This window comes from Hydrogenophilus thiooxidans (assembly GCF_019049855.1).
GTDB classification, from domain to species: Bacteria; Pseudomonadota; Gammaproteobacteria; order Burkholderiales; family Rhodocyclaceae; genus Hydrogenophilus; species Hydrogenophilus thiooxidans.
The window spans coordinates 56,402-80,740 of record NZ_JAHLSY010000006.1 but is presented as its reverse complement, the minus strand read 5'-3'; the positions used below and the strand labels follow the sequence as shown (position 1 = coordinate 80,740).

Sequence of the window (24,339 nt, the reverse complement as noted above, 5' to 3'; positions counted from 1 at the left end):
CCCGCAGAGAAAGGAGAAAACGATGACTGCTTCCTCGAACACAACAGCCCCCAACCCGGCACCGCCGACGCATCTTGGCTGGTTCGTCGGCATCCCGACCGCTGCGTTGGTGTGGTGGTTGGCCTATTCGCACCTCACCGAATGGGCCGATTGGGTTGTCGCAACGCTCGGTTTGAGCCGCGAGACCCACCTGGGTGAGGCGGTACACTTTTTCGCTTATGACGCGCCCAAAGTGCTCCTTTTGCTCTTGGGCATCGTTTTCGTGATGGGCGTGGCGCAAACCTTTTTTGCCCCGGAGCGCACCCGGGCGCTTCTTTCGGGCAAGCGGCTGGGCATTGGCAATTTTCTCGCGGCGCTTCTGGGCATCGTCACCCCGTTTTGCTCCTGCTCGGCAGTACCGCTCTTCATCGGTTTCCTCTCCGCGGGCGTCCCATTGGGGGTCACCTTTTCGTTCCTCATCTCTGCGCCGATGGTCAATGAAGTGGCGTTGGCGCTGCTCTTTGGCCTCTTTGGCTGGAAAGTGGCCGCGCTCTACCTGGTGACCGGGCTTATGATTGCGATCGTCGCAGGGCTTGTGATCGGCAAGCTCAAGATGGAGCGCTTTCTCCAGGATTGGGTGCGCGAGATTCACATGGGGCAAGCTGCGCTGCCCACAGGGAACACACTGACGTGGAACGACCGTCTTGCCGCAGGGCTGCGCCATGTCCGGGAAATCGTGGGCAAAGTGTGGCCTTACGTCCTCATTGGGATCGGAGTCGGCGCCGGAATCCACGGCTATGTCCCAGAGGAGCTGATGGTGAAGCTCCTTGGCAAAGAGGCACCTTGGTGGGCGCTTCCCGCTGCGGTGGCATTGGGTGTGCCGATGTACACCAACGCAGCGGGGATCATCCCGGTGGTCGAAGCGCTCATCACCAAAGGGGCCGCACTGGGCACGACGTTGGCGTTCATGATGAGCGTGATCGCGCTCTCGCTACCGGAGATGCTCATTCTGCGTAACGTTTTGAAATTGCCCCTGATCGCGACGTTCGCTGGCGTCGTGGCCATGGGGATTTTGTTCGTCGGTTATCTCTTCAACTTTCTGCTCACCTGATCGTTTGGTGAAAGGAGCATGCGATGGAAGTCAAAGTCTTGGGAACGGGGTGTGCGAATTGTAAGAATACGGTGCAGCTGATCGAATCGGTGGCCAAAGCAATGGGCGTGTCGATTCGACTCGAAAAAGTGGAGTCACTGCCCGAGATCATGCGCTACGGGGTGATGAGCACACCAGGCGTGGTCATTGACGGAAAAGTGGTCCATGCGGGCGGCATTCCCACACGCGCACAAGTCGAATCCTGGTTGAAAGCGGCGTCGTGAATTGGGCTTGAAGGGGTTGCGGCAACCGCTGCGCTGGGTTGGTGCCGAAGCGCTCAAAGCCCCGCCGCAGCACGCACCGCGTCGATCGCAGCGGCGATGCGGTCGCGGTGCTTCTGCCAGGTTTGGCATTCCGCTTCCAGCGCCGCAATTTGGGGTTCTAGGGTGTCGACGGAATCGCGGATGCGCTCCAGCCCTTGCATCCGCTTCTCCAGCGCTTCGGCTTGTTCGGCCAACGCCTCGTCCATCGGCACCATCACCACCCGGACCCACGCCAGGAACTGACGGTAGTGGCGCTCCCACCGGGCTTCGATCTCCCGCCCAACCAGCGACGCAAACTGCTCGATCACCCGCTTTTTGCCATGCCCCAAAAGAAACCCCCACCCCGCCACCTGTTCGAGCGCCACTTGGCGAACATCTTGGATACTCGCGATAAACGGCTCGTACTGCGGTGGTTCCGACGGGGGATCGCAGGTCAGCCCATACTCCGTTTCAAAGCGGTGGTAGAGTTTGTCTACCATCGTTTTCAGTTCGGCAAGTTTTCGGTTGCCCTCCTCGAGCCACTCTGAGATGCGGTCGAAAAAGCGTTCGATTTCGGTGCGCATCTGCGCTGAGAAGGTCGCCTGCTGGAGCGCCGCGACCACCCGCTCGACCTCGGCGCGAATCCGCCGACGACCGATGAGCTCGAGGAGCGCCTTCGCATCACGGGCAAAGAGGGTTTTTGCCGCTTTGCTCCGTTCGGCAAGCGCATCGAGCTCCTCTTTTTCACTCTGCACCTTTTTGAGGAGATAGAGCATGCGCGCCCGGTTTTTGCTGCGCAGCCCCTCAAGCTCCTCCAGTTGCGCGTGGAGTTGCGCCAATTTGGCTTCGATCCCGGTTGCGGCAAGGAGCCCCTCCAACGCGGCGTTGAGGTGAATTTCGCTGATCTCCAGACGACGATCGACGAGCACTTCGGAGAGCGCCGCTTCGAATTCGGTGATCCGCGACTGCGCCACGAGCGCCTCATCGTCCCGAATGCGCCCCACCAGAGCGCGTTGCGCCGAAAGCGGAAAGATCTGCGTGGGCGACACGCCCAAATGGTGCGCCACATCGGCAACCCGTTCGTCGATTTCGCGCTCGATCTCGGCACCTGAGCGCAGTCCATCTTCGAGCGCGTCGATCTTGTTGAGCACCACCAAGGTTGCGGCAGAGCGGTCGCCACCGCTGTGGATGAACCGGCGCCAAACCGCGATGTCGCTGCGCGTCACCCCGGTATCGATGCCCAGCACGAAGACGATCGCTTGACATTCGGGCAAGAGCGACAGGGTGAGGTCGATCTCCGCTCCGATCGCGTTGAGTCCGGGGGTATCGACGATCACGAGCCCCGCGGCAAGAAGCGGATGGGGATAGCGGATGATCGCATGGCGCCACGCAGGAACCAGTACGCTTCCGTCGGGTTGCGGCTCAAGGCCGTTTTCGCCGCTTGGGTCGATCCGAAACCCGAGCGACTCCGCCTCATCGACCGAAACCTGTTCGACTGCGGAAACCCCTTGGGTAGCGGCAAGGACGCTCTGCGTCTCGTGCGGGTCGAACGGCCGCCGCGTCCACAGCTCCGGGTGCATGCGCGCGTCGCGCAAGGTAAGATCGCGCGCCGCCGCAATCGGCAGGAGGAGCACTTCGGGTGTGGCGCCGTCGAACCATTCGAGCTCGGTGGGACACATCGTGGTGCGGCCGGTTCGCGACGGCAACACCCGTTCGCCATGGTTGGCAAAAAAGAGCGCGTTGATCAGTTCGGTTTTGCCGCGGGAGAATTCGGCCAGGAACGCGACCCGCAGCCGTTGGGTATCCACAGCGTCGAACGCTTCGAGCAACCGGGTGCGCACGCGCTCACGCCCTGCCACTCCGGCATCGGTAAGCGCCTGCTGCAGGTCGAGGAGCGCTGCGCGAACCGCCCCCCGCCATGTGTCGAAATCGATGAGGTATTGACCCAGTGCCATTTCCACTCAAAACGCTCTGGAAAGTAAAAAGAGTAGCACAAAATCGTGGATTCGACCGATCACCCCGCCTGGCAGCGCGGGCACCACCAGGTGCTGCGCCCTTGCTGGACGATCCGTTCGATCGGCGTCCCACAGCGCACGCACGGTTGTCCCGCCCGCCCATAGACCGCCAGCTGCACTTGAAACCACCCCGGCGCGCCATCGACGGTGACGTAGTCGCGCAAACTGGTCCCGCCGGCAGCGATCGCGGCCTCGAGCACCGCACGCACCGCAGCGATCAGCTTCGCCCATTCTTCCGCGGAAAGCGTTGCCGCTAGGCGCTGCGGTGCGATCCCGGCACGGTAGAGCGCTTCACACGCATAGATGTTGCCCACGCCCACGACAACCCGGCCGGAGAGCAGCACCGCTTTGATGCTGGAACGTCCGGCGCGGCGCATCGCCCATTCCGGGGTCAATTCGGGCGAAAAAGGTTCCGGCGCGAGGGTTGCGGACCAACTGGCATAGTCGTCGGCTGGCAACAGGTCACACCAGCCGAAGCGGCGCGGATCGCGAAAGCGCAGGACCGACGCAGAAAAAGCGAGCTCCAGATGTTCGTGGGGCAGCCATTCAGACGCGGGATCCGTGAAGTAGAGCCGCCCACTCATCCCTAGGTGAAAGCGCAAATAGGCGCGCGCACCGTCAGCGCGCACCAGTTCCAGCGCCACCACTTTGGCGCGCCGGGTCACGGCGCAGACCGTGGCATCGCGCCACGGCGAAAACGCCGAAGCATCGAGCGGACGGCGAAGATCTGCCCGGCGAACGGTTACATGCCGCCATCGCTGACCGATGAGCGGCAGGAGCCCCCGTTTGACCGTTTCGACCTCGGGCAATTCCGGCATGGCGCTATCCACCGAACGCGTTTTGCAACGCCACGAGCGTGAGCATCCCCAACGCGAAAGGGGCCCATGGGTTGCGCCAGAACGCCGCAGTGACCATCACCACCACCGCCGCAACCAGTTCCGGTTTGAACGTGACCGCCCCACCGGCCAGAAACAGGTCCGGCGCCACCAGCGCGCCGAGCGCTGCCGCAGGCGCATAGCGCAACCACGTCTGCACCGATTGCGGCAATCGCACCTTTTCCCCGAACAGCAAAAAAGCGCCGCGGGTCAGCCAGGTGGCCCAAAAGAGGAGCAAAAAAATGGGTAGATACCCCCATCCCCAAGCGCCGTGTCCATCTGCCATACTCACGCTCCTTGGCGACGCGCTTGCCAAGAGGTCCACGCGCCTCCAGCCGCCAGCCCGGCGAGCACCGCAATCACCACGCCGCTTTTGAGCGGCAGGTCATACGCCAGGATCGCCACCGTTGCCGAAGTGAGCGCGGTGACGCGCATCGCCGCCTCCTTGACGAGCGGCACCAAGAGCACCAAGAGCGCGATCGTGCCCATGAAGGTGAGCGGCCAGTCACGCGGCAACCATTCCGCGCCAAAAATCCCGATCAGCCCGAAAAGCTGCCACAGCCCCCAACACCAGAGGCCGGCTGCGAAAAAGAGGCGCCAACGCCGTTCCGGGTCGGGCTCGGCATTGAGGCGCGGCCCCAGAACAATGAAGAGCGCATCGACTAGCCAGTAACTGCCCAACGCACGCCGTGCCCACGATTGCTGGTGAAACGCTGGCGAGATCGCTGCACTGTAGATCACGAAGCGCAAATTGAGCACAGCGGCGGTAAGCCAGACGATCGCGATCGGGGCGCCGGCAACGATCAACGGCAACGTACCCAATTGCGCCGTTGCCGCATAGACGAAGAGGTTCATCGCCGCCGCTTCCCCTTCGCTCAACCCGTAGGCGCGCATCGCAAGCCCCGTGGCGATCGACCACGGGATCAAGCCAAGCGACAACGGCATCATCAAACGCAACGCTTCGCGCCACGCCGGTTCCTCAGGCGCAGCGCGTCGAGGTTCTCTGCTCACGGACGGTTCACTCCCTGTTTTTGTGGTGCTGATGCGCGCTTGGGCGATCGTTTGGCGGGCTGCCCAGCGCCCGTTCTTTGGCGCCGCGCAGGGGGATCGACCGGCGGCACCAGCGCATTGGATCCATACCCGATGAGGTCACGCCGCCCCAGCGCGCGCAACGCTTCCCGAATGAGCGGCCAATTGGCGGGGTCGTGCCAGCGCAGGAGGGCTTTGTGCAGCCGCCGTTGCCGCCCTTTGCGCACGACGGTGACCGGTACCCCCCCGTTTGCCAACCGTTTCAGTGGGTTGCGTCCGGAATGGTACATCGCGGTCGCCAACGCCATGGGGGTTGGCAAAAAGGTTTGAACTTGGTCGGGTTTGAAGCCGTTTCGCTTCAGCCAAAGCGCTAGGTTCACCATCGCCTCGTCGGTGGTTCCAGGGTGCGCCGCGATGAAGTACGGGATCAGCTGTTGCCGTTTTCCAGCGGCTTTCGAGTAACGTTCGAAGAGCGCGCGGAAGCGGAAGTAGGTATCGACCCCCGGTTTCATCATGTGCGCGAGCGGCTCCGGTTCGGTGTGCTCCGGTGCGATCTTCAACCGCCCGCTCACATGGTGCTGCACCAGCTCTTTGACGTATTCGGGACTTTTCACCGCCAGGTCGTAGCGCACGCCGGAACCGATCGTCACCAGCTTGACGCCAGGCACCTGCCGTGCCGCACGATAGAGCGCGATGAGTGGCCGGTGGTCAGTCCCGCCCAGGTTTTCGCAAACGTCCGGATAGACGCACGAGAGGCGTCGGCAGCGCGATTCGATCGCAGGGTCCTTGCACCGCATCCGGTACATGTTGGCCGTGGGGCCACCCAGATCGGTGATGTGGCCGGAAAAACCGGGCGTCTTGTCGCGAATCGCGGCGATTTCGCGCACAATCGATTCGTGCGAGCGGTTTTGAATAATCCGCCCTTCGTGTTCGGTGATCGAGCAAAACGTGCACCCACCGAAACAGCCGCGCATGATGCTCACCGAAAAACGGATCATCTCCCACGCGGGAATGCGTGCGTTGCCGTAGCTGGGATGAGGGCGGCGCGCGTAGGGGAGTTCGTAGAGGAAGTCCATCTCTTCCGTGGTAAGCGGTAATGGCGGCGGATTGACCCACAGATCGCGCGCCCCCGGCCCAACCCCGTGCCGTTGCACCAACGCGCGCGCGTTGAATGGGTTCGATTCCAGATGGAGGAGGCGCGACGCGTGCGCATAGGTCAACGGGTTTGCTGCCACCGTTTCGAACGACGGCAGCCGGATCACCGTGCGTTCACGCGCCGCCCCTTTGGGCTGCTCGACCGGGCGATCGGGGTCGGTGGCGTCAAGCTCCACCCATTCGGGACCGGGCAGCCAACCTGGCTTCACCGCAAACGCCGACCCCCGCAGGTCACGGATCGACTCAAGCGGTTCGCCTGCTTGCAACCGGGTAATGAGCGCAACCAGCGCGCGCTCGGCATTGCCGTAGAGCAGCAAATCGGCTTTCGCGTCGAGCAGGATCGAGCGCCGCACCTTTTCGCTCCAATGGTCGTACTGGGCGATGCGGCGCAAACTCGCTTCGATCCCGCCGATCACCACCGGCACACCGGAAAAGGCTTCGCGGCACCGCTGGGTATAGACGATCACCGCGCGGTCGGGGCGTTTGCCCGCCACGCCCCCCGGGGTGTAGGCATCGTCACTGCGGATGCGGCGATCCGACGTATAGTGGTTCACCATCGAATCCATGTTCCCGGCGGTAACCCCGAAAAAGAGGCGGGGCCGTCCCAGCGCGCGAAACGGTTCGGCGCTGTGCCAATCCGGCTGGCTGATGATCCCGACGCGCAAGCCGTGCGCTTCCAACAGCCGCCCCACGAGCGCCATGCCAAAGCTGGGGTGGTCGACGTACGCATCGCCCGTGACCAAGATGACGTCACAGGCGTCCCACCCGAGCGCGTCCATTTCGGCGCGACTCATCGGCAGGAACGGCGCTGGGTTCGGATTGGCCTGTTGGGGGAGGATCGTGGGTGGGCTCATCGGTGCGACTCGTGATTCGCGCAGGATTGTAACGACTTTCGAGTCAGAAAGCCATCGCCCACCATTCAGGACCTTGCGGCCCGTTTCGCTTGAACCCGCAACAGCGCGAGCAACAGGAGCGGCACCACGAAAAGGGTGAGGATCGTCGAAACGCCCAGCCCCCAGACGATACTCGAAGCCACCGGTCCCCAGAGGAGCGAGTGTCCGGCCAGACCCGTCGCCAGAGAAAAGAGCCCCCCGATGGTCGTGCCCGACGTGATGAGGATCGGTACGATCCGCCGCCGCGCCGCAGTCACCACGGCGTGGATCGGGCTCATGCCGGCGCTGCGGCGGTCGTTCACCGCGGCAACGAGAACGATCGCACTATTGACCGCGATGCCGGTGAGCGCCACCACCCCGTACATCGTATAGAGCGAGAGCGGCAACCCGGACGCGGCCAAACCGAAGACCACGCCGGTGAACGCCAACGGCACCGTCACCAGGATCAGCAATGGCTGCACGTAGCTGCGAAACTGGGTGGCCAAAATGAGGTAGATCAACCCTACCCCAACTAGGAAGATTTTCTGCAACGCCGCAAGGCTCTCCTTGATGTCGTCGAGTTCGCCGGTGAAGTCGAGCGTGACGTTGGGATAGTGCGCTGCGACCGCCTGCCAGCGTTGCAGCAGCTCTGCGTTCACCGCTTGGGTCTCGGCAACCGCGCGGTCGAGTTCCGCTTCCACCGTCACCGAACGGGTGTATTGGTAGCGGCGTACCACGCCCGCAGTTTCGCGCACCGTCACGTCGGCCAACGCCGATAACGGCACCGCACCACCCGAAGGCGTCACGATCGGCAGCTCGAGCCACGAGGAGACGCTGGGCCATTGCGCCGGCTTTGCCTGGACGAGCACGCGCCAGGTCTCACCGCCACGGCGCGTCTCCCCCACGTATTCGCCGTCGGCAAGAAGCGCCGCGGTTCGGGTCGCAGTGGCGACGTCGAGGTTCGCGTCGGCCAATGCCTCAGCGCGCCAACGCAATTCGACGGTGGGGCGCCCGGCCGCCTGATCATCCTGAATGTCCTTCACCCCCGGGATGTCGCGAAGCCACCCTTTGACGAGCGCCACCACGGCGTTGCGCGATGCGTCGTCGTCGGAGCGCACCTTGACGCTCACCGGGCGCTGCGCGGGCGGCCCCCCTTTGACGATCAGGAACGACGCCGTGTAGGGTTTTGCTGCGGCGGTCACCGCGTCGCGCAGCGCCTCGATCACCGCTTCGGTGGTTCGTCCGTCTGCTTGCCGAGGGTTGAGCGAAACGATCACTTGGGCATGGTGGTCGGCATAGAGGGGTTCGGTATCGGTGAATTTCACGCCCGCCATCGCCACCGCCGCGCGCAGCTCTTCGGCAGGCAGTGTCGCTTCCACCGCCTGCCGCATCCGGTCCGCAACCGCAAGCGTCTCCGAAAGCGGCGTTCCAACCGGTAAATCGGCATGGATGTAGAAAAGTCGAATCGTTTCGAACGCAAAAAACTGCACCCGAACGGCGCCACTTGCCACCAACGCCACCGCAGCGGCGAACGCCAGGAACGCAAGCATCGCCGCCCGTTTCGGTCGGCGTAGCGCCCACACCAACCACCGACCATAACGATTGCGCAAGCGGCGCTGAAAGCGCGCACGCCATACCCCCCAACGCGAACGCGGCCGATCGAACGCGGCGCGCATCGCCAGAATGTGCGCGGGAAGCATCCAATAGGCCTCGATGAGACTCATCGCCAGCGCCACGGTGACGACGACCGGAACGATCCGCAAAAAATCGCCGAGAATACCGGGCAGCAGCATGAGCGGCAAAAACGCCGCCACCGTGGTGAGCACGGCGCTTGCCACGGGCGCGGCCACTTCGCGCAATCCGGCGAAGACCGCCTGCTGCGTCGGTAACCCCTGCACGATCTTGTCGTGAATCGCTTCAACGATCACCACCGCATCATCGACCAGCATCCCCAGCGCGATCACCACCCCCAAGAGCACCGTCAAATTGAGGGTGCTGCCACCCACGGCCAATACGGCCATCGTTCCGGCCAGGGCAAAGACCATCCCAGAGGCAACCAAGAGCGCCAAGCGGCGACCGAGAAAAAACCCGACCATCACCAGCACCAGCGCAAGGCCCACCAGCGCGTTCTGCTCCATCACACCGATTGCCGCACGGGTCTCTGGCGTTTGGTCGTCGACGAGCGCAAGCCGCAGCCCCAGCGCTTCGAGCCCCGAATTGTGCTCGTCGATATAGCGGTTGAGCGCGTCCAAAAGCTGAAGGGTGTTCGCCTTCGCCTTTTTGGTGATCGAAACAAGGAGCGCCGGATGACCGTGGAAACGGACGAGTTGACGGGCGCGCTCCGCCCCTTCCTGAACCTCGGCAAGATGGGAAAGTGGCAGCAGCGCCGGTACCGGGTCGTTGGTACGCGCCACTTGGATCGGTAACTGGGCGAGCGCCTCGGCAGAAACCGTTTCGCCCTGTACCCGCGCGAGCCACTCTTCGCCAGCGATCCGCACCCGCCCAGCAGCCAGATCGCGGAACCAGGCGCGCACTTGATCCGCGAGCGTCACAGGGGCAACGCCCAGCGCCGCCAATGCGATCGGGTCGAAACGTATCTGCAGCTCCGGTTCGCGAAAGCCGAAGACCAACGCGCGATCCACCCCCGAAAGGCGCTCAAGGTCCCGTTTGATCCGCTCCGCGGTCGCCCGCAGCGTCTCCCCGCCCACCGGTCCGTACAACGCGAGCATCGCAGTCGGGAAACCGTTCGAGGTCGTGATCTCCATCACTCGCGGGGTTTTCGCGGTCTCCGGCAGGTCGTTCGCTTTGTTGAGCACCTCACGCCGCACCTCTTCGACGCGGCGCGCAAAGGTGGCATCATCCAGACGCTCGAAACGGACCAGGATCGATGAAAGCCCCTCCCGCGAGGTCGACACCAGATAGCGGATATGGGAGACGGTGCGTAGCGCCTCTTCAAGCGGCTCGGTAATCTCTCTTGCCACATCCTCGGCGCTCGCCCCCGGGTAGACCGTCCAGACATTGACCCAGTTGAAATTGATTTCGGGGTCGCGCGCCCGGGGCATCGTCAAGTAACCAGCGACCCCGAGCGCGACGACCAGCAAAAACGCAAGGTTCGCCAGCGGCCCATTGCCCAGCAATGTGCGCATGAACCCTCTCACCGCTGGCACGCCGCGCCGCTTTTGGATCGGGGCGCACGCGCACCCACCTCTGCCCACGCAAGGACCCCCTGGCGACCCACCGCAATCTGCGTCTCCTCAGGCAGCCACCCAGACGGTAACGCCACCACGGCGCTGCGCCCCGGAAGGGCGTCCGGTAGCGCCAGAAAATGGGGCGGCGCAGTGGGGTTACGTCGCACCCAGACCCCGACGCGCCCGTCGAAGGTCGTGACCGCTTCTGGCGGCGCGATGCGCGCCGACGATTGCCAGCGAATCCGCCCCACGGTTCCAGCGGTCAACGGATGGGGGTGCGTGACGCGAAATCGCACCGTTGTGCGCTGCCCTGGCGCGTCACGCACCGCATTGGTTGCGACCCAGGTGAGCGCGATTTCCGCGGCCGGATCGGAAGAGGGATCGGAGGTGAGCGCGGATGAATGTCCGGTTACGAACGGTACGAAGCGAGGTGACGCGGCAGCATGGGCAAGCTCCGCTGCCTGATCGTCCCCCACCTGCGCGACCACTTCGTGCTCGGCCGAGGTCACCACCGCGATCCCCTGTCCGGCAGCAACCCAGTTTCCCTCCTGCGCCAAGCGCGCGGTGACCACACCGGCAAACGGCGCGCGTACCACCGCGTGCGTCAAGCGCCATTCGGCTTGCGCACGTTGCGCCGCCCGCGCGGCCGCTTCCCGTTCGGCGATCCGCAGCTGCTCTTCGGCAGCCGCCACGTTGTCGCGGTTGCCCACCCGTTCGGCGAGCAACCGCTCTGCTTGGGCAAGTAACCGTTTCGCCTGCGCCACCCGCGTTTGCGCCGCGGCATAGGCCGCCGCCGCTTCGTCGTGCGCCAAGCGCAACAGCGACGCGTCAAGCTCCGCGACCACATCGCCTGCCGCCACCCGGTCCCCCACGCGCACGGGGAGTTTTTCGATTCGACCAGCGACTTCCGGCGCGACGGTTGCCGACTCGCGCGCAACCACTTTCGCGGGAGCTTCGCGCACCAACGGCGCCACCACCGCTTGCCACGGCCGCCAGATCGCCTCGATAGAACTGGCTGGCTCGCACGCTTGCGCCGTTTCGTCCTCAGCCACCGGTTGCGCCTGCGCAAGGCCCAACCAACCGCAGAGCAGCGCTAGGCGCCACACGATTCCCCATTGCTTGCGTCGCACCCAATTTCTGTTCCCGATCGACAAGTGCGCCTCCTGCTCAGTATAATGGGCGGGTCTTCCCGCTCGTGTTTTCGTACTATGGCTACCCAACCCCGCGTCGGCCTTTTCGTCACCTGCCTGGTCAATACCATTCGCCCCAACATCGCGATGGCGCTTGCGCAACTCTTGGAAGCCACGGGGCACCGCGTCGAAGTCCCGTTCGCGCAAACCTGCTGCGGGCAGCCCGGCTACAACGCAGGGGACTGGGATGCCGCCCGCGCGCTTGCGAAGCAAACCATCACCGCGTTCGAACCGTACGATTATCTCATCGCCCCTTCGGGCTCGTGCCTGGCGACGATTCGCCACGACTATCCGGAACTGCTCAAAGACGATCCCGAATGGCGGGAACGTGCGCAACGGCTCGCAGCCAAGTCGTGGGAAGCGCTGAGCTACTTCGCCCAACAGGTTCCATTGGAACAACTCCCACGGGTCCGGTTCCCCTATCGCGTCACCTACCACGACTCCTGTTCCGGCTTGCGCAGCCTGGGGATCAAGGGACAACCGCGCCAACTCCTTGCCCGTATCGAAGGGCTGACACTCGTGGAGATGGCGGAGGCCGAGGTGTGTTGCGGGTTCGGCGGCACCTTCTGCGTCAAATATCCCGAACTCTCCGAGGCGATGGTCGAACGCAAGGTCCAAAACATCTTGAAGAGCGGCGCGCAGGTGCTCCTAGGCGGCGACCTGGGTTGTCTGATGAACATTGCCGGGCGGCTTGCCCGCATCCATGCCCCGGTCCGGGTCTACCACACGCTGGAAGTCGTGGCGGGACTCGCGACGGGACCGGGTTTGGTGGGTTAGCATTCGGAGTGTACCCTATGACTGGACAAACCGCACGATCCTGCCAACCGGCTCAACCCCGCTCACCGCGCCGCTTTCGCGAACAAGCCGTCTTTGCGCTCCATGAACCTCATCTCCAGGCGGCGCTATCCCGTGCCGCGGATGGCTTCATCGGCAAACGCGCGAAAGCGGTTGCGCTCGTCCCCGAATTTGAGCAGTTACGCGAAGCGGGCGCCCGGCGCAAAGATGAAATCTTGGCCGACCTCGATACCTACCTCACCGCGTTCGAAGCCGAGGTCACCCGCCACGGCGGTGTCGTCCATTGGGCGCCCGATGCCGACACCGCGCGCCGCATCATCTTGGAGATCTGCGCCGCAGCGAATGCCCGCGTGATCACCAAGGGCAAATCGATGGTCTCCGAAGAGATCGGGCTCAACGAGGCGCTGGAGGCAGCGGGGTACGAAATCGTCGAAACCGATCTCGGCGAATACATCATCCAGCTGGCTGGGGAAGCCCCTTCCCACATCATCGCCCCCGCGGTCCACAAAACCAAAGAGCAGATCTCCGACCTTTTCGAAGCCGCGCATGGCACGCCGCGGCAAACGACCGTCGAAGGGCTGGTCACCGAGGCGCGGTTGCAGCTGCGACAAAAGTACTTCCAAGCAGACGTCGGCATCACCGGCGCGAACTTCCTCGTAGCCGAGACGGGACAGACGCTCATCGTCACCAACGAAGGGAACGGCGACCTCACCCAGACGCTTGCGCGCATCCATATCGTCACCGCCGGAATCGAGCGGGTGGTCGGCACGCTCGAGGATGTGGCGCTCTTTCTGCGCTTGCTGGCACGCTCCGCGACGGGACAAGACAGCGAAACCTACACCACCTACTCCGTTGGCCCGCGTCGCCCGGGCGACCAAGATGGCCCTGAGGCGTTTCACGTCGTACTCGTCGACAACGGACGCAGCCGGATGCTCAACGGCCCGTTCCGCCCGATGTTGCGCTGCATCCGCTGCGGCGCGTGCATGAACCATTGCCCGGTCTATGGTGCGATTGGCGGACATGCGTACGGTTGGGTCTACCCTGGACCGATGGGGTCGGTATTGACCCCGCTCTTTACTGGCCTCGACAATGCGCGCGATCTTCCCAACGCGTGCACGCTAAACGGTCGTTGCGCAGAAGTGTGCCCCGTGAAAATCCCCTTGCCGGACCTGCTGCGCCGCCTGCGCCATGAACAGCACAAAGCGGGGCTTCGTCCCGCGCTCGAAGGGCGTGCGCTCACCCTTTGGCGCTGGCTCGCTACGCGCCCGGCGCTCTACCATGCCGCAGAGCGGATCCAAGTCAGGCTACTCGCCGCATGGGCGCGAGGGCGCAAAACCCTCCGCTGGTTTCCCTTCGCGCGCGGCTGGTTTGCGGTTCGTGACCTTCCTGCGCCACCGGGGCGGACGTTCCTCGAGCTCTGGCACGCCAAACGTAACCATCCCGACGGAGTCGAGCGATGAACAACCGCGAACGCATTCTGACGGCGATCCGCACCGCGTTGGGCAAAAGCGGCACGGCTGAGACTGCCGATCCCGCTGCACGCGCCAATGCGATCACCCCGCGCGCGCCCCACCCGCGGCTGGCGTTTTCCGAACCCATCACGGAACGGTGGCAGCGACTGTGGACCGCACGCGCCGGAACGGTATGTGAACTTCCTTCCCGCGACGCCCTTCCCGAAGCGGTCGCGGCGTGGTGTGCCGAAGTGGGGGCTGCACCGCCCACGCACGCAAGCGGCACCCTCCTCAACCTCTCTTGGCCCGCTGCGTGGCAACTGCGTTGCGAACCGGCGACCGTCACCACCGAAACCGCGGTGAGCGAAGCGTACGCTGGCGTTGCCGAAGTGGGCAGTCTTGTCTTCCTCTCCGCCCCCGTGCATCCCATCACCCACCGGTTCGTGCCCGACAATCACCTCGTGCTGCTGTCGCAGTCGCGCATCGTCGCCCATTTCGAGGAGTTCTGGGCGCTGCTGCGCGACGAACTGGGCGACGATGCAACCGATTGGCGCGAACGGCTGCCGCGCACCATCAACTTCGTCGCCGGCCCCTCACGGACCGGAGACGTCGAGCAGACGATCCAGTTGGGCGCCCACGGACCGCGGCGGGTGCATGTCTTCTTGATCCCTTAAGCCCTTCTCGCGTCTGTTCCTTCAGGGCAGGGGTGCCCGCGCACCGGGCACGGGCGAAAAGCGCGTTGCTGCGCTCACTCCACCGTCACGCTCTTTGCCAGGTTCCGAGGCTTGTCGACATCGGTTCCCCGCACGAGTGCCACGTGATACGCCAAAAGTTGTAACGGCACCACATGGACGATCGGGGAAAAGAGCCCGTAGTGTTCGGGCAGCTGGATCGCGTGCAGGTGCGGCACCTGCGGTATGCTCACCCCCTGGTCGGCGAAGACGTAGAGTTCGCCGCCGCGTGCGCGCACCTCTTCCAGGTTGGACATGAGCTTGTCGAGCAACTGATCGTTCGGCGCCACCGCAACAACCGGCATGCGAGCATCGACGAGCGCAAGCGGCCCATGCTTCAGTTCGCCCGCGGGATAGGCCTCCGCATGGATGTAACTGATCTCTTTGAGTTTCAACGCCCCTTCCATCGCGATCGGCCAATGAACCCCACGCCCCAGAAAGAGCGTATGCGCTTTATCGGCGAAATGGGCCGCCCACGCAGCGATCTCCGCTTCCTTCGCCAACACTGCTTGCAACGCCACCGGCACATGGCGTAACCGCGCCAGATGCTCGGCTTCCGCTTCGGGAGTGAGCCGGCCACGCAGCTTCGCCATCGTCAAGGTAAGGAGCGCCAACGCCACCAACTGGGTCGTGAAGGCTTTCGTCGATGCCACACCAATTTCTGGTCCGGCATGGGTAAGGAAAGTGGCCGCAGCGGTGCGAGTCAACGCGGACTCGGGGACGTTACAAATCGCCAGGCTCTTCGTCATCCCCAGTTGATGCGCGTGTTCGAGCGCTGCGAGCGTATCGGCGGTTTCGCCCGATTGCGAAATCGCCACCACGAGCGTTGCCGGATCGGGGACACTGACGCGGTAACGGAATTCGCTCGCGATCTCCACCACCGTTGGGATTCCCGCCACCGCTTCGAGCCAGTAGCGCGCCACCATTCCAGCGTGGTAGCTGGTGCCACACGCCAAGATCAGCACCCGGTCGACCTCGCCAAGCCACGGCTCGGCCGCGCCAAAAAGCGCGGGCCCCAGCGCCACCCCACCGCCGATCGCACCGACGGTGTTGGCGATCGCCTGCGGCTGCTCGAAGATCTCTTTCTGCATGTAGTGGCGATACCCCCCCAACGCCACCGCGTCCGCGGTGAGCGCCGTGGTACGAATGGGGCGCTCCACCGACGCCCCGTCAGCGGAAACGACCGCGATCGACGACGGGGTCAATTCGGCGACATCCCCCTCTTCCAACCAGATCACCTGGCGCGTGCGGGAGACCAACGCCGAAACGTCGGACGCGGCGTAGTTCGCCCCCTCACCCACCCCCAGCACCAACGGGGAACCGCGACGCGCCACGACCAGCCGCTGCGGATCGTCGGCGTCGAGCACCGCGATCGCGAAAGCACCATGAAGCCGCGCCACCGTCTGCTGCACCGCAACAAAAAGCGGCGCTCCCGAAGCGCGTGCCTGCGCCACGAGGTGGACGATCACTTCGGTATCGGTCTCGGACGCGAAAACCGCCCCGTTCGCGCACAATTCGGCGCGCAACGCGTTGGCGTTTTCGATGATCCCGTTATGAACGAGCGCAACGCTCCCCACCACATGGGGGTGGGCGTTCGCTTCCGTCGGTGCCCCGTGGGTCGCCCAACGGGTATGGGCGATGCCCACCCGCCCGCTGAGCCCCTGGCGGCGCACCGACTCTGCCAATGCAGCAACCCGGCTCGTTCCCCGTGCGCGCCGAAGCGTCCCGGCATCATCGACCACCGCGATGCCCGCCGAGTCGTACCCGCGATATTCGAGCCGCGTGAGCCCATCGAGCAAGAAATCGACCACACTTCCGCGAGCATCTACTGCCGCAACGATCCCACACATCGTGCTTTGCCCTCCTCAGTTTGTCGTTCGTTACCATCGGCCGCGCTCGCTACCCCCGCCGGACCACGCCACGCCGCATGCGCACGCCAACCGCTCATCGTTTCTTCTGGGGCCGTTTCCAGCCCACGATCGACCGTTGCGGCGCCCGCGATAGGGTGAGCGCCTCGGGCGGCGCATCTTTGGTGAGCGTCGTGCCCGCTCCCAACGTTGCGCCGCGCCCGACCCGCACCGGCGCAACCAGTTGCGTGTCGCTACCGATGAACGCATCGTCCTCGATCACCGTCCGGTGTTTGTTCGCCCCATCGTAGTTGCAGGTGATCGTTCCCGCTCCGATATTGACCCGCGCCCCCACCGTTGCGTCCCCCAGGTAACTCAGGTGGTTGGCTTTGCTCCCTTCCCCGATTTCGCAATTCTTGACCTCAACGAAGTTGCCGATATGCACACCATCGGCGAGCACCGTCGTGGGCCGAATGCGGGCATAGGGGCCGATCACTGCGTTTGCGCCAATCCGCGCACCAACGATATGAGAAAAGGGCTCGATGCGCGTCCCCGGCCCAACGACACAGTCCTGCAGCACACAGTGCGCGCCCACCACCACATCGTCGTGCAACACCACCTCGCCCAGGAAGAGGCAACCGACGTCGATCGTCACGTCACGCCCGCAGGTAAGCTCCCCGCGCACGTCGAACCGCGCTGGGTCGAGCAGGGTCACCCCCGCCGCCAGAAGCTGTTCCGCCGTCTGCCGTTGGAAAATCCGTTCCAATTCCGCAAGCTGCCGCTTGTCATTGACCCCGAGCGTCTCTTCCACCGTCTCCGGTTGCACCGCAACCACCGGCACCCCCTCGGCCACCGCACGCGCCACCACGTCGGTGAGGTAATACTCCCCTTGCACGTTGTTGGGGGTAAGCGCGGCGAGCCACGCAGCCAAACGCGCTTTCGGCAAGACCATCACACCGGTATTGACTTCGCGAACCGCACGTGTGGCTGCGTCTGCATCTTTCTCTTCGACGATTGCGGCAACACCACCTGCGCCATCGCGCACGATTCGCCCGTACCCGCTCGGATTTTCGAGGGTCACCGTAAGCAGCGCGACCCCGTCGCACGCGGTTGCCGCGGCGACGAGCCGCACGAGCGTCGACGGCCGAATGAGCGGAACGTCACCGTAGAGGACCAGAACCCATCGTGCTGGCGAATCGGCGAGCGCCGGTAGCGCTACCTGTAACGCATGGCCGGTGCCAAGCTGCGGCGTCTGCGCCACCGTGCGCCAGATGTCTGAACCGGTTTGCTCGGGCGCCTTCTGTGGCGCAGTCGGCCCGTTCCCATTGCTTGCAGACACCCTCTGGCGCGAATACCACGCCGCGAGCGCAGCGGTTACCTGCGCCGCTTCATGACCGACCACCACCACGCCTTGCGCGGGAGCGAGCGCTTCTGCGGTATCGAGCACGTGAAAAAGAAGTGGCCGCCCCGCAAGCGGCTGCAACACCTTCGGCCGCGCCGAACGCATCCGCGTCCCTTTTCCCGCAGCCAGAACGACGATATCGACTGTGTGCGGTGACATCTTCCCTCGCTCTCACCGTGACCCTAGGATTTTCGCACAACAAAGCCCATATCGACCGCTTCGATTTCTGCCGACCGCGGCTCGCTCGATTTGCGCCGCCCCGTTTTTTGCCTTCTCAAACAATGCCGCTACAATCGCGCCGATACGCCTGAAGACGAATGCCTATGTACGAAGTGTTCATCGACGAGATGGAAGTGGTCGTCCCGGTGGGGCTCTGCCCGCACGAACGGCTGGCCCCGCAACGCTTACTCGTCTCCGTTCGCGCACGCGGCGCGCTGCCGATCCGTCCGCATGACCTCAGCGCGTGCATCGACTATTCGCTCGCCGTCGACCGCATCACCGCTTGGCACACGGAGCCCCACGTCGATCTCCTGGAATCGCTCGCCACCGAACTCATCGACCACCTCTTTCGCCACGATCCGAAAATCGATTGGGTCGAGGTGACGCTTGCCAAACCAGATTTTTACCCAAACGCCCGCGCCGTAGGGGTGCGCATTGCGCACTCGCGTGACAGCTATGCGGCGCGCACGGCGTTATAATTATGAATTACAATCATTTCGTCGGAAGCAATCATGGCATTCGATCCGGTTCCGCTCTTCTTCGTACTGGGTTTTCTGGCGCGACTCGCGCGTTCTGACCTCAAAATCCCCGGACAACTCTACGAAGCCCTTTCGATCTATCTGCTCCTGGCGATCGGTCTCAAAGGCGGTGTGGAACTTGCCAAAGAGCCTTTCTTCGAAGTCGCACCCAAAGCAGGGGTAACGTTCCTCTTGGGCGTGCTCATCCCGCTCGTTGCGTTTCCCATCCTCACCCGTTTGGGTCGACTGCCGCGGCCCGACGCCGCGTCGATCGCCGGTCATTACGGTTCGGTGAGCGCGGTGACGTTTGCGGTCGCGCTCGACTTTCTCCGCGCCAAAAACGTCCCATTCGAAGCGTACGCGCCGCTTTTCCTCGTCCTTCTTGAGATCCCCGGGATCATCGTCGGGATTCTTCTGGCGCGGATGGGTAACCTCCAAACCGTCCGCTGGGGACCACTCGCGCACGAGGTCCTTTTAGGGAAAAGTATCGTGCTCTTGGCAGGGGGACTCGTCGTGGGTTGGCTCGCCGGCCCCGAAAAGATCGCCCCGCTCGAACCGTTCTATTTCGTCGGCTTCAAAGGAGCGCTATCGCTCTTTCTCTTGGAAATGGGGCTCGTCGCGGCCGGGCAGATCGACGCGCTGAAGCGTGCCGGGGTATTTCTGACGGTTTTCGGTGTCGTGATGCCGCTCATCTCTGCTACCCTAGGATTCATCGCCGCGGCAATCGCCGGCCTTTCCGCAGGCGGCGCGATGCTCTTGGCGACGCTCGCCGCAAGCGCCTCGTACATCGCCGCCCCGGCCGCGATGCGTATCGCCGTGCCCGAAGCCAACCCGGCGCTCTCGATCGGCGCATCGCTCGTGGTCACCTTCCCCTTCAACATTCTGGTTGGCATCCCGCTGTATTATTTCGTATCCCAACAGATCATTGGATAACGAGATGAAAACGCGCGCTACCCGACAACTCGTCGTGATCATTGCCGAAGAAGCGATCGAAGGGCTGCTCACTACCGACGTGATGCGCCTGGGTGCCCATGGTTACAGCGTCTGTGAAGTCCGCGGTCAGGGCTCCCGCGGTTCCCGCAGCGGCGAATGGGAAGCCGCGAAAACGGTCCGCATCGAGGTACTCTGTTCGCCGGAAGTTGCCGACGCGATTCTCGATCACGTTCTGACCCACTACTTCCGCCATTACGCCGTGGTGGCTTATACGTTCGAAGTGGGCGTGTTACGACCGGAGAAGTTTTGAACCCCTTCAGCGTTCCTTGGCACGAAAACAGATCGTCGGTATGCAAGGGATGGCGGAGGCGGTGAGATTCGAACTCACGAGGGGCGCAAACCCCTGGCGGTTTTCAAGACCGCTGCCTTAAACCACTCGGCCACGCCTCCGATCGGGCGCAATTGTACCGTAAAACCTCACACCAACGCGACATCTTCGCCGCGCCCCAATTCGGCAGTCAGCGCGGCACGCATCGTTTCGCATGTCGCAACGGCCCGAACGGACGGGCGATTGCGGACGCGTCGCCCCCAGTAGGGCTCAGGAAAATGGGGATCGTCTCGGTAACGAGGGATCACATGCCAATGCAGGTGCGGCACCACGTTCCCGAACGCAGCCAGATTGACCTTGTCGGGTTGCGCCTCCGCGCGGAGGGCACGCTCGACGCCCCATAAAATCCGCCACAGATGGTTCGCCTCAGCCCAGGAAAGATCGGTCATCTCCTCGACGTGCCGCTGCCAGATCACACGGAGATATCCCGGATACTCAGGGTCTTGCACCCAAACGACACGACACATTCGGTTTTGCCAAACGATGGGCAACACTTCTGACGCACACAAGGGACAAGGTGGAGGCATCGCAAACGACCTGCTGACAACGCGCAGCGATCAGTATAATCTCTGTATATCCATCTTTGCTACCGTGCGCGTTCCATGGCCAACGACAAATCCGGTTTTACGCCCTTAGAGTGGCGTCCGCAACTCGCGGTGGGTCATGAAAAGATCGACGAAGACCACAAGCGGTTGATCGAACTCATCAACGAGGTGCAATCCCTCTTTGTCACGCATGCCTCGATGGGGGTGCTTACGCTTGCACTCGACGCGCTTCACGACTACACGCGTGATCACTTTGCGCGTGAAGAGTCGGTCATGCGAAAAATTGACTACCCCCACTTTCACAAGCACGCGCAAGCCCACGAAACGCTCGTCCGGCGCCTCAACGACCTGACCGAAAAGATCCTGCTGGCCCACTCCCAACAAACCTCAGCCGATAGTCTACCCAAGGAAAATAAAGAAGCGCTGTTACAACTGTTGCGCGACTGGTTGATCCACCATGTGATCCAGGAAGATCTCAAAATGAGGGACTACCTCCTGGGCGCAGCGGTCTGACGCTCGTACGCGCCTCATGGAATTTCTCGACACCCCATTCACCGCGTGGTTCGGTGTGATTCTGGGCGGTGCCGCCGCGGGGGCGATGAATGCGCTCGCTGGCGGCGGCACCTTCTTCTCCTTTCCGGCACTGCTCGCAGCCGGTTTGCCCCCGGTTGTCGCCAATGCCACCAATTCGGTGGCGCTCTGGCCAGCGAGCCTCTTCACCGCTTGGGCGTACCGGCACGAATTGCGCCGCTATGCCCACCACCTTGTCGTAATGGTCGTGATTGCGTTGATCGGAGGCGCGCTGGGTGCTGTGCTTTTGCTTTTCACCCCCAACCGAACTTTCGCAACACTCATTCCTTGGCTTTTGCTCATTGCAACGCTCCTTTTTGCCGCAGCACCACGTATCAACCGCTGGCTTGCGACAGAGCGGGAGATCGCTGCGGCTGCCCTCTCGCCCCATTTGCGCGCCGCAAAACGAAACGATACCGTCATAGCGCCCCCCGGCAGCAGCATTGCCCACCCGGGTGCGCGTCTGTTCCAGTTCTTCGTCGCGATCTACGGCGGCTTCTTTGGCGCAGGGATGGGGATCGTAATGATCGCGGCGATTGCGCTGCAACGCATCGAAGACATCCATGAAATCCAAGCCCTCAAAAACCTGCTCTCAGCGGCGATCTATACGGTAGCAGCGGCGACCTTCGTTATCGGCGGTGCGGTGAGCTGGCCCCACCTCGTGGTCACCGCGATGAGCGCCAGCGTCGGGGGATATCTCGCTGGTCGCGTCGCGCGACGCTTACCCGCGAAGTGGCTTCGCACCTTCGTCCTCTTCGTCGGAACCGCGCTCACCTGCTATTATTTCGTTTCCGTCTATGGAGCCGCGTAACGCAACTCGTTGCGGAAAAATCCGTTCATTGTGACTTAGGGAGACAAAAACGATGTCTGCACTACCTGACGGCGTGACGATCAACGCCCCGATGCACCCACGCTTCGACGAGATTCTGACACCAGAGGCGCTGTCATTCGTAGCCAAACTGCACCGGAAATTCGAACCACGGCGGCAAGAACTCCTGCGCGCGCGCGTCGAACGGCAAGCGCGCATCGACGCAGGGGAAATGCCCAATTTCCTTCCCGAAACGGCGCACATTCGCGAAGGCGACTGGAAGATCGCACCGGTGCCCAAAGCGTTGGAATGCCGCCGCGTCGAAATCACAGGCCCTGCGTCGGATCGCAAGATGGTGATCAACGCGTTCAACTCCGGCGCGGACAGCTACATGACCGATTTCGAAGACGCGAACAGTCCCAACTGGTTCAACCAGATCCAAGGGCAGATCAACGTCTATGACGCGATTCGCCGTCAGATCGATTTCGTTGCCGAAAACGGCAAGGAATACAAACTGAATGAGAAAATCGCGGTGCTGCAAATCCGTCCGCGCGGCTGGCACCTGGACGAAAAACACGTTCTTGTCGACGGGCAACGCGTCTCTGGTGGGCTTTTCGATTTCGGCTTGGCCTTTTTCCACAACGCCAAAGAGCAGATCGCGCGCGGCGCCGGCCCCTTCTACTACCTGCCGAAGCTCGAAAACCATCTCGAAGCGCGGTTGTGGAACGACGTCTTCCATTTCGCCGAAGACGAATTGGGACTGCCGCGGGGCACGATCAAAGCGACTGTTCTGATCGAAACGATCCTGGCCGCGTTCGAGATGGAAGAAATCCTCTATGAACTGCGTGACCACTCGGCAGGTCTCAACGCAGGGCGCTGGGACTACATCTTCTCCTGCATCAAAAAGTTCAAGAAAAACAAAGACTTCTGCCTGGCCGACCGCAATTTGATCACCATGGAAGTTCCCTTCATGCGTGCCTACGCCCTTTCGGTCGTCAAAGCGTGCCATAAGCGCGGCGCCCCGGCGATCGGCGGCATGAGCGCGCTGATCCCGATCAAAAACGACCCGGAAGCGAACGCGCGTGCGCTCGAAGGTGTGCGCAAAGACAAGCGGCGCGACGCGAACGACGGCTTCGACGGCGGCTGGGTCGCCCACCCCGGTTTGGTGCCGATCGCGATGGAAGAGTTCGTCGCGGTGCTCGGCGACAAACCCAACCAGTGGGAAAAACAGCGTACGGAAACCTTCACGGCGAAGGAGCTACTCGATTTCCGTCCGGAACAGCCGATCACCGAAGCGGGGCTGCGCAACAACATCAACGTGGCGATCCACTACCTGGGCGCATGGCTCAACGGCAACGGCGCCGTCGCGATCCACAACCTGATGGAAGATGCCGCAACCGCAGAGATCGCGCGCTCGCAAGTGTGGCAATGGGTCTATAGCCCAAAAGGGATCTTGACCGACGGACGCAAGGTCACCGCAGAGCTCGTCCGCTCCCTGATCCCGGAAGAGCTCGACAAGGTGAAAGCGGTGGTCGCCGCCCAAGGCGAACCGCTGGAAACGTATGAACAAGCGGCGCAAATCTTCGAGAAGATCGCATTGGATCCGGAATTCCCCGAATTCCTGACGTTGCCGCTCTACGAAGCCATGCCGTAGCCGCGAAAGGGGCGCAACCAAGCGCCCTTTTCTTTTGGCTGCTTTCTCTCGGGCTGAGGCGCGGTCACGATGCCAATGCTGACCCACGACGAACGCAACGCGCGGGCGGAAACGATCCGCAAAGCGTTTTGGCAACGCACGCGTTGCTTGACATGGGCAGAACTCGTTGTCTGGCTCCTCTACAACTTCGCGATCGTCTGGTGGGCCGAGCCGATGAGCCGGATCACCCTCTGGGGCATTCCACTCAGCTTCCTCAATCTCTCGTTTTTTTCACTCGTACTCTTTACCGTATTGGCAACCGGCTACGCCGTGCTGGTCAATCGTTGGGCGCGTTCTGCGCGCGCTCAGCTTTCAGCGCCTGCTTCGCCCGCCAATGGGCGTGTCGACTGAGCGCAAAATCCAGGATCAATTTCAACCAGATCGTCGTTCCCGCAATCGCGGTCCAGGTATCGAACGATAGTGCCAAGACGATCACACCATAGATCACATACGCGGTGACCGCACCGGCAACGAGATTGATTGCCGCGGTGTACGGCGCCCACCGTTCCGGATCGGGCGGCGGCTCTCCCCCTTTCAATGCCACTTCGGAGTAGTCGCGCTGGACGATGATACGAAACGCGCGGCGTAACCAGACGAAGGTTACTGGAAAAAGTGCCAAAAAGAGGATCCAATTGATCGCAAGCGAGACGGTCAAATGGATGCTTTCCATAGGTCGTATCCTCAGAAAACAAGCCGCCAACCGAAGTTGGCGGCCTGCGCATTATACCGGAGTTCCGGCAAGTG

The 24,339-nt window shown here is 63.0% G+C and carries 23 protein-coding genes and 1 tRNA gene; 12 read left to right on the top strand and 12 right to left on the bottom strand.

The annotated features are described in order from the left end of the window. Window positions 1-22: 22 nt before the first annotated feature. Window positions 23-1,090 (top strand): permease, encoded by a 1,068-nt coding sequence (locus KUL93_RS04570; RefSeq protein ID WP_217125914.1) that lies wholly within the window; start codon window positions 23-25, stop codon window positions 1,088-1,090. A 23-nt stretch (window positions 1,091-1,113) separates the two neighbouring features. After that, window positions 1,114-1,353, top strand: coding sequence for a thioredoxin family protein (locus KUL93_RS04565; protein ID WP_217125913.1), 240 nt, complete (start codon window positions 1,114-1,116; stop codon window positions 1,351-1,353). Window positions 1,354-1,406: 53 nt separating this feature from the next. Here KUL93_RS04565 and KUL93_RS04560 read toward each other — a convergent pair whose 3' ends face one another. The 7 genes from KUL93_RS04560 to KUL93_RS04530 all read right to left on the bottom strand — a co-directional run bounded on the left by KUL93_RS04560 (window position 1,407) and on the right by KUL93_RS04530 (window position 11,635). Continuing rightward, on the bottom strand, window positions 1,407-3,326 hold the full coding sequence (locus KUL93_RS04560) for a dynamin family protein (protein ID WP_217125912.1): 1,920 nt from the start codon (window positions 3,324-3,326) through the stop codon (window positions 1,407-1,409). A gap of 59 nt (window positions 3,327-3,385) precedes the next feature. Beyond that, complete coding sequence (gene mutM / locus KUL93_RS04555; RefSeq protein WP_217125911.1) at window positions 3,386-4,204, bottom strand: bifunctional DNA-formamidopyrimidine glycosylase/DNA-(apurinic or apyrimidinic site) lyase; 819 nt, start codon at window positions 4,202-4,204, stop codon at window positions 3,386-3,388. 4 nt (window positions 4,205-4,208) lie between these two features. Next, window positions 4,209-4,547, bottom strand: a complete 339-nt coding sequence (locus tag KUL93_RS04550; protein ID WP_217125910.1) for an AzlD domain-containing protein — start codon at window positions 4,545-4,547, stop codon at window positions 4,209-4,211. Between the two features lie 2 nt (window positions 4,548-4,549). After that, the gene (locus KUL93_RS04545; RefSeq protein ID WP_217125909.1) at window positions 4,550-5,272 is read right to left on the bottom strand and encodes an AzlC family ABC transporter permease; all 723 of its coding nucleotides are present in this window, start codon (window positions 5,270-5,272) and stop codon (window positions 4,550-4,552) included. Next, window positions 5,269-7,299: a YgiQ family radical SAM protein gene (locus KUL93_RS04540; RefSeq protein ID WP_217125908.1), complete on the bottom strand. Its 2,031-nt coding sequence runs from the start codon at window positions 7,297-7,299 to the stop codon at window positions 5,269-5,271. The genes KUL93_RS04545 and KUL93_RS04540 overlap by 4 nt, the downstream gene beginning before the upstream one ends. Window positions 7,300-7,364: 65 nt before the next feature. Continuing rightward, window positions 7,365-10,463 (bottom strand): efflux RND transporter permease subunit, encoded by a 3,099-nt coding sequence (locus KUL93_RS04535; protein WP_217125907.1) that lies wholly within the window; start codon window positions 10,461-10,463, stop codon window positions 7,365-7,367. Window positions 10,464-10,471: 8 nt separating this feature from the next. Continuing rightward, complete coding sequence (locus KUL93_RS04530) at window positions 10,472-11,635, bottom strand: efflux RND transporter periplasmic adaptor subunit (RefSeq protein WP_217125906.1); 1,164 nt, start codon at window positions 11,633-11,635, stop codon at window positions 10,472-10,474. Window positions 11,636-11,713: 78 nt separating this feature from the next. Between KUL93_RS04530 and KUL93_RS04525 the strand changes: the two genes are divergently transcribed. The 3 genes from KUL93_RS04525 to KUL93_RS04515 are packed head-to-tail and all read left to right on the top strand — an operon-like array spanning window position 11,714 to window position 14,615. Continuing rightward, window positions 11,714-12,472 (top strand): (Fe-S)-binding protein, encoded by a 759-nt coding sequence (locus KUL93_RS04525; protein WP_217125905.1) that lies wholly within the window; start codon window positions 11,714-11,716, stop codon window positions 12,470-12,472. A 17-nt stretch (window positions 12,473-12,489) separates the two neighbouring features. Beyond that, the gene (locus KUL93_RS04520; RefSeq protein WP_217125904.1) at window positions 12,490-13,950 is read left to right on the top strand and encodes a LutB/LldF family L-lactate oxidation iron-sulfur protein; all 1,461 of its coding nucleotides are present in this window, start codon (window positions 12,490-12,492) and stop codon (window positions 13,948-13,950) included. Further along, a complete protein-coding gene (locus KUL93_RS04515; RefSeq protein WP_217125903.1) occupies window positions 13,947-14,615 on the top strand; it encodes a LutC/YkgG family protein in 669 nt (222 codons plus the stop codon). The genes KUL93_RS04520 and KUL93_RS04515 overlap by 4 nt, the downstream gene beginning before the upstream one ends. Window positions 14,616-14,689: 74 nt before the next feature. Here the strand turns inward: KUL93_RS04515 and glmS are convergent, their stop codons facing one another. Both glmS and glmU read right to left on the bottom strand, forming a co-directional pair. Next, entirely contained in the window at window positions 14,690-16,522 is a 1,833-nt protein-coding gene (gene glmS, locus KUL93_RS04510; RefSeq protein ID WP_217125902.1) for a glutamine--fructose-6-phosphate transaminase (isomerizing), read from the bottom strand. A gap of 94 nt (window positions 16,523-16,616) precedes the next feature. Further along, the gene (gene glmU, locus KUL93_RS04505; RefSeq protein ID WP_217125901.1) at window positions 16,617-18,080 is read right to left on the bottom strand and encodes a bifunctional UDP-N-acetylglucosamine diphosphorylase/glucosamine-1-phosphate N-acetyltransferase GlmU; all 1,464 of its coding nucleotides are present in this window, start codon (window positions 18,078-18,080) and stop codon (window positions 16,617-16,619) included. 164 nt (window positions 18,081-18,244) lie between these two features. Here glmU and KUL93_RS04500 point away from each other — a divergent pair, with 164 nt between their 5' ends. Genes KUL93_RS04500 through KUL93_RS04490 form a run of 3 tightly spaced genes read left to right on the top strand, consistent with a single transcriptional unit; the run spans window position 18,245 to window position 19,901 of the window. Next, window positions 18,245-18,619 carry a dihydroneopterin aldolase gene (locus KUL93_RS04500; RefSeq protein WP_217125900.1) on the top strand — a complete coding sequence of 125 codons (375 nt, stop codon included), beginning with the start codon at window positions 18,245-18,247 and terminating at the stop codon, window positions 18,617-18,619. Window positions 18,620-18,652: 33 nt separating this feature from the next. Then, window positions 18,653-19,591 (top strand): sodium-dependent bicarbonate transport family permease, encoded by a 939-nt coding sequence (locus tag KUL93_RS04495; protein ID WP_217125899.1) that lies wholly within the window; start codon window positions 18,653-18,655, stop codon window positions 19,589-19,591. Window positions 19,592-19,595: 4 nt separating this feature from the next. Then, a complete protein-coding gene (locus KUL93_RS04490; RefSeq protein WP_055424392.1) occupies window positions 19,596-19,901 on the top strand; it encodes a P-II family nitrogen regulator in 306 nt (101 codons plus the stop codon). Between the two features lie 50 nt (window positions 19,902-19,951). On the opposite strand, the gene KUL93_RS04485 is transcribed toward KUL93_RS04490, so the two are convergent. Both KUL93_RS04485 and KUL93_RS04480 read right to left on the bottom strand, forming a co-directional pair. Further along, a tRNA-Ser gene (locus KUL93_RS04485) sits at window positions 19,952-20,041 on the bottom strand. Between the two features lie 27 nt (window positions 20,042-20,068). Further along, window positions 20,069-20,506 carry an HIT family protein gene (locus tag KUL93_RS04480; RefSeq protein WP_119335639.1) on the bottom strand — a complete coding sequence of 146 codons (438 nt, stop codon included), beginning with the start codon at window positions 20,504-20,506 and terminating at the stop codon, window positions 20,069-20,071. A gap of 75 nt (window positions 20,507-20,581) precedes the next feature. Here KUL93_RS04480 and KUL93_RS04475 point away from each other — a divergent pair, with 75 nt between their 5' ends. From KUL93_RS04475 to KUL93_RS04460, 4 genes are all read left to right on the top strand, one after another. Next, on the top strand, window positions 20,582-21,037 hold the full coding sequence (locus tag KUL93_RS04475) for a bacteriohemerythrin (protein WP_217125898.1): 456 nt from the start codon (window positions 20,582-20,584) through the stop codon (window positions 21,035-21,037). A gap of 16 nt (window positions 21,038-21,053) precedes the next feature. Further along, window positions 21,054-21,905, top strand: coding sequence for a sulfite exporter TauE/SafE family protein (locus KUL93_RS04470; protein WP_217125897.1), 852 nt, complete (start codon window positions 21,054-21,056; stop codon window positions 21,903-21,905). A 52-nt stretch (window positions 21,906-21,957) separates the two neighbouring features. Next, entirely contained in the window at window positions 21,958-23,556 is a 1,599-nt protein-coding gene (gene aceB, locus KUL93_RS04465) for a malate synthase A (protein ID WP_119335642.1), read from the top strand. A gap of 69 nt (window positions 23,557-23,625) precedes the next feature. Beyond that, complete coding sequence (locus tag KUL93_RS04460; protein WP_217125896.1) at window positions 23,626-23,946, top strand: DUF4212 domain-containing protein; 321 nt, start codon at window positions 23,626-23,628, stop codon at window positions 23,944-23,946. Here the strand turns inward: KUL93_RS04460 and KUL93_RS04455 are convergent. Beyond that, window positions 23,873-24,265 carry a hypothetical protein gene (locus KUL93_RS04455; protein ID WP_217125895.1) on the bottom strand — a complete coding sequence of 131 codons (393 nt, stop codon included), beginning with the start codon at window positions 24,263-24,265 and terminating at the stop codon, window positions 23,873-23,875. The genes KUL93_RS04460 and KUL93_RS04455 overlap by 74 nt on opposite strands. Window positions 24,266-24,339 lie beyond the last annotated feature (74 nt).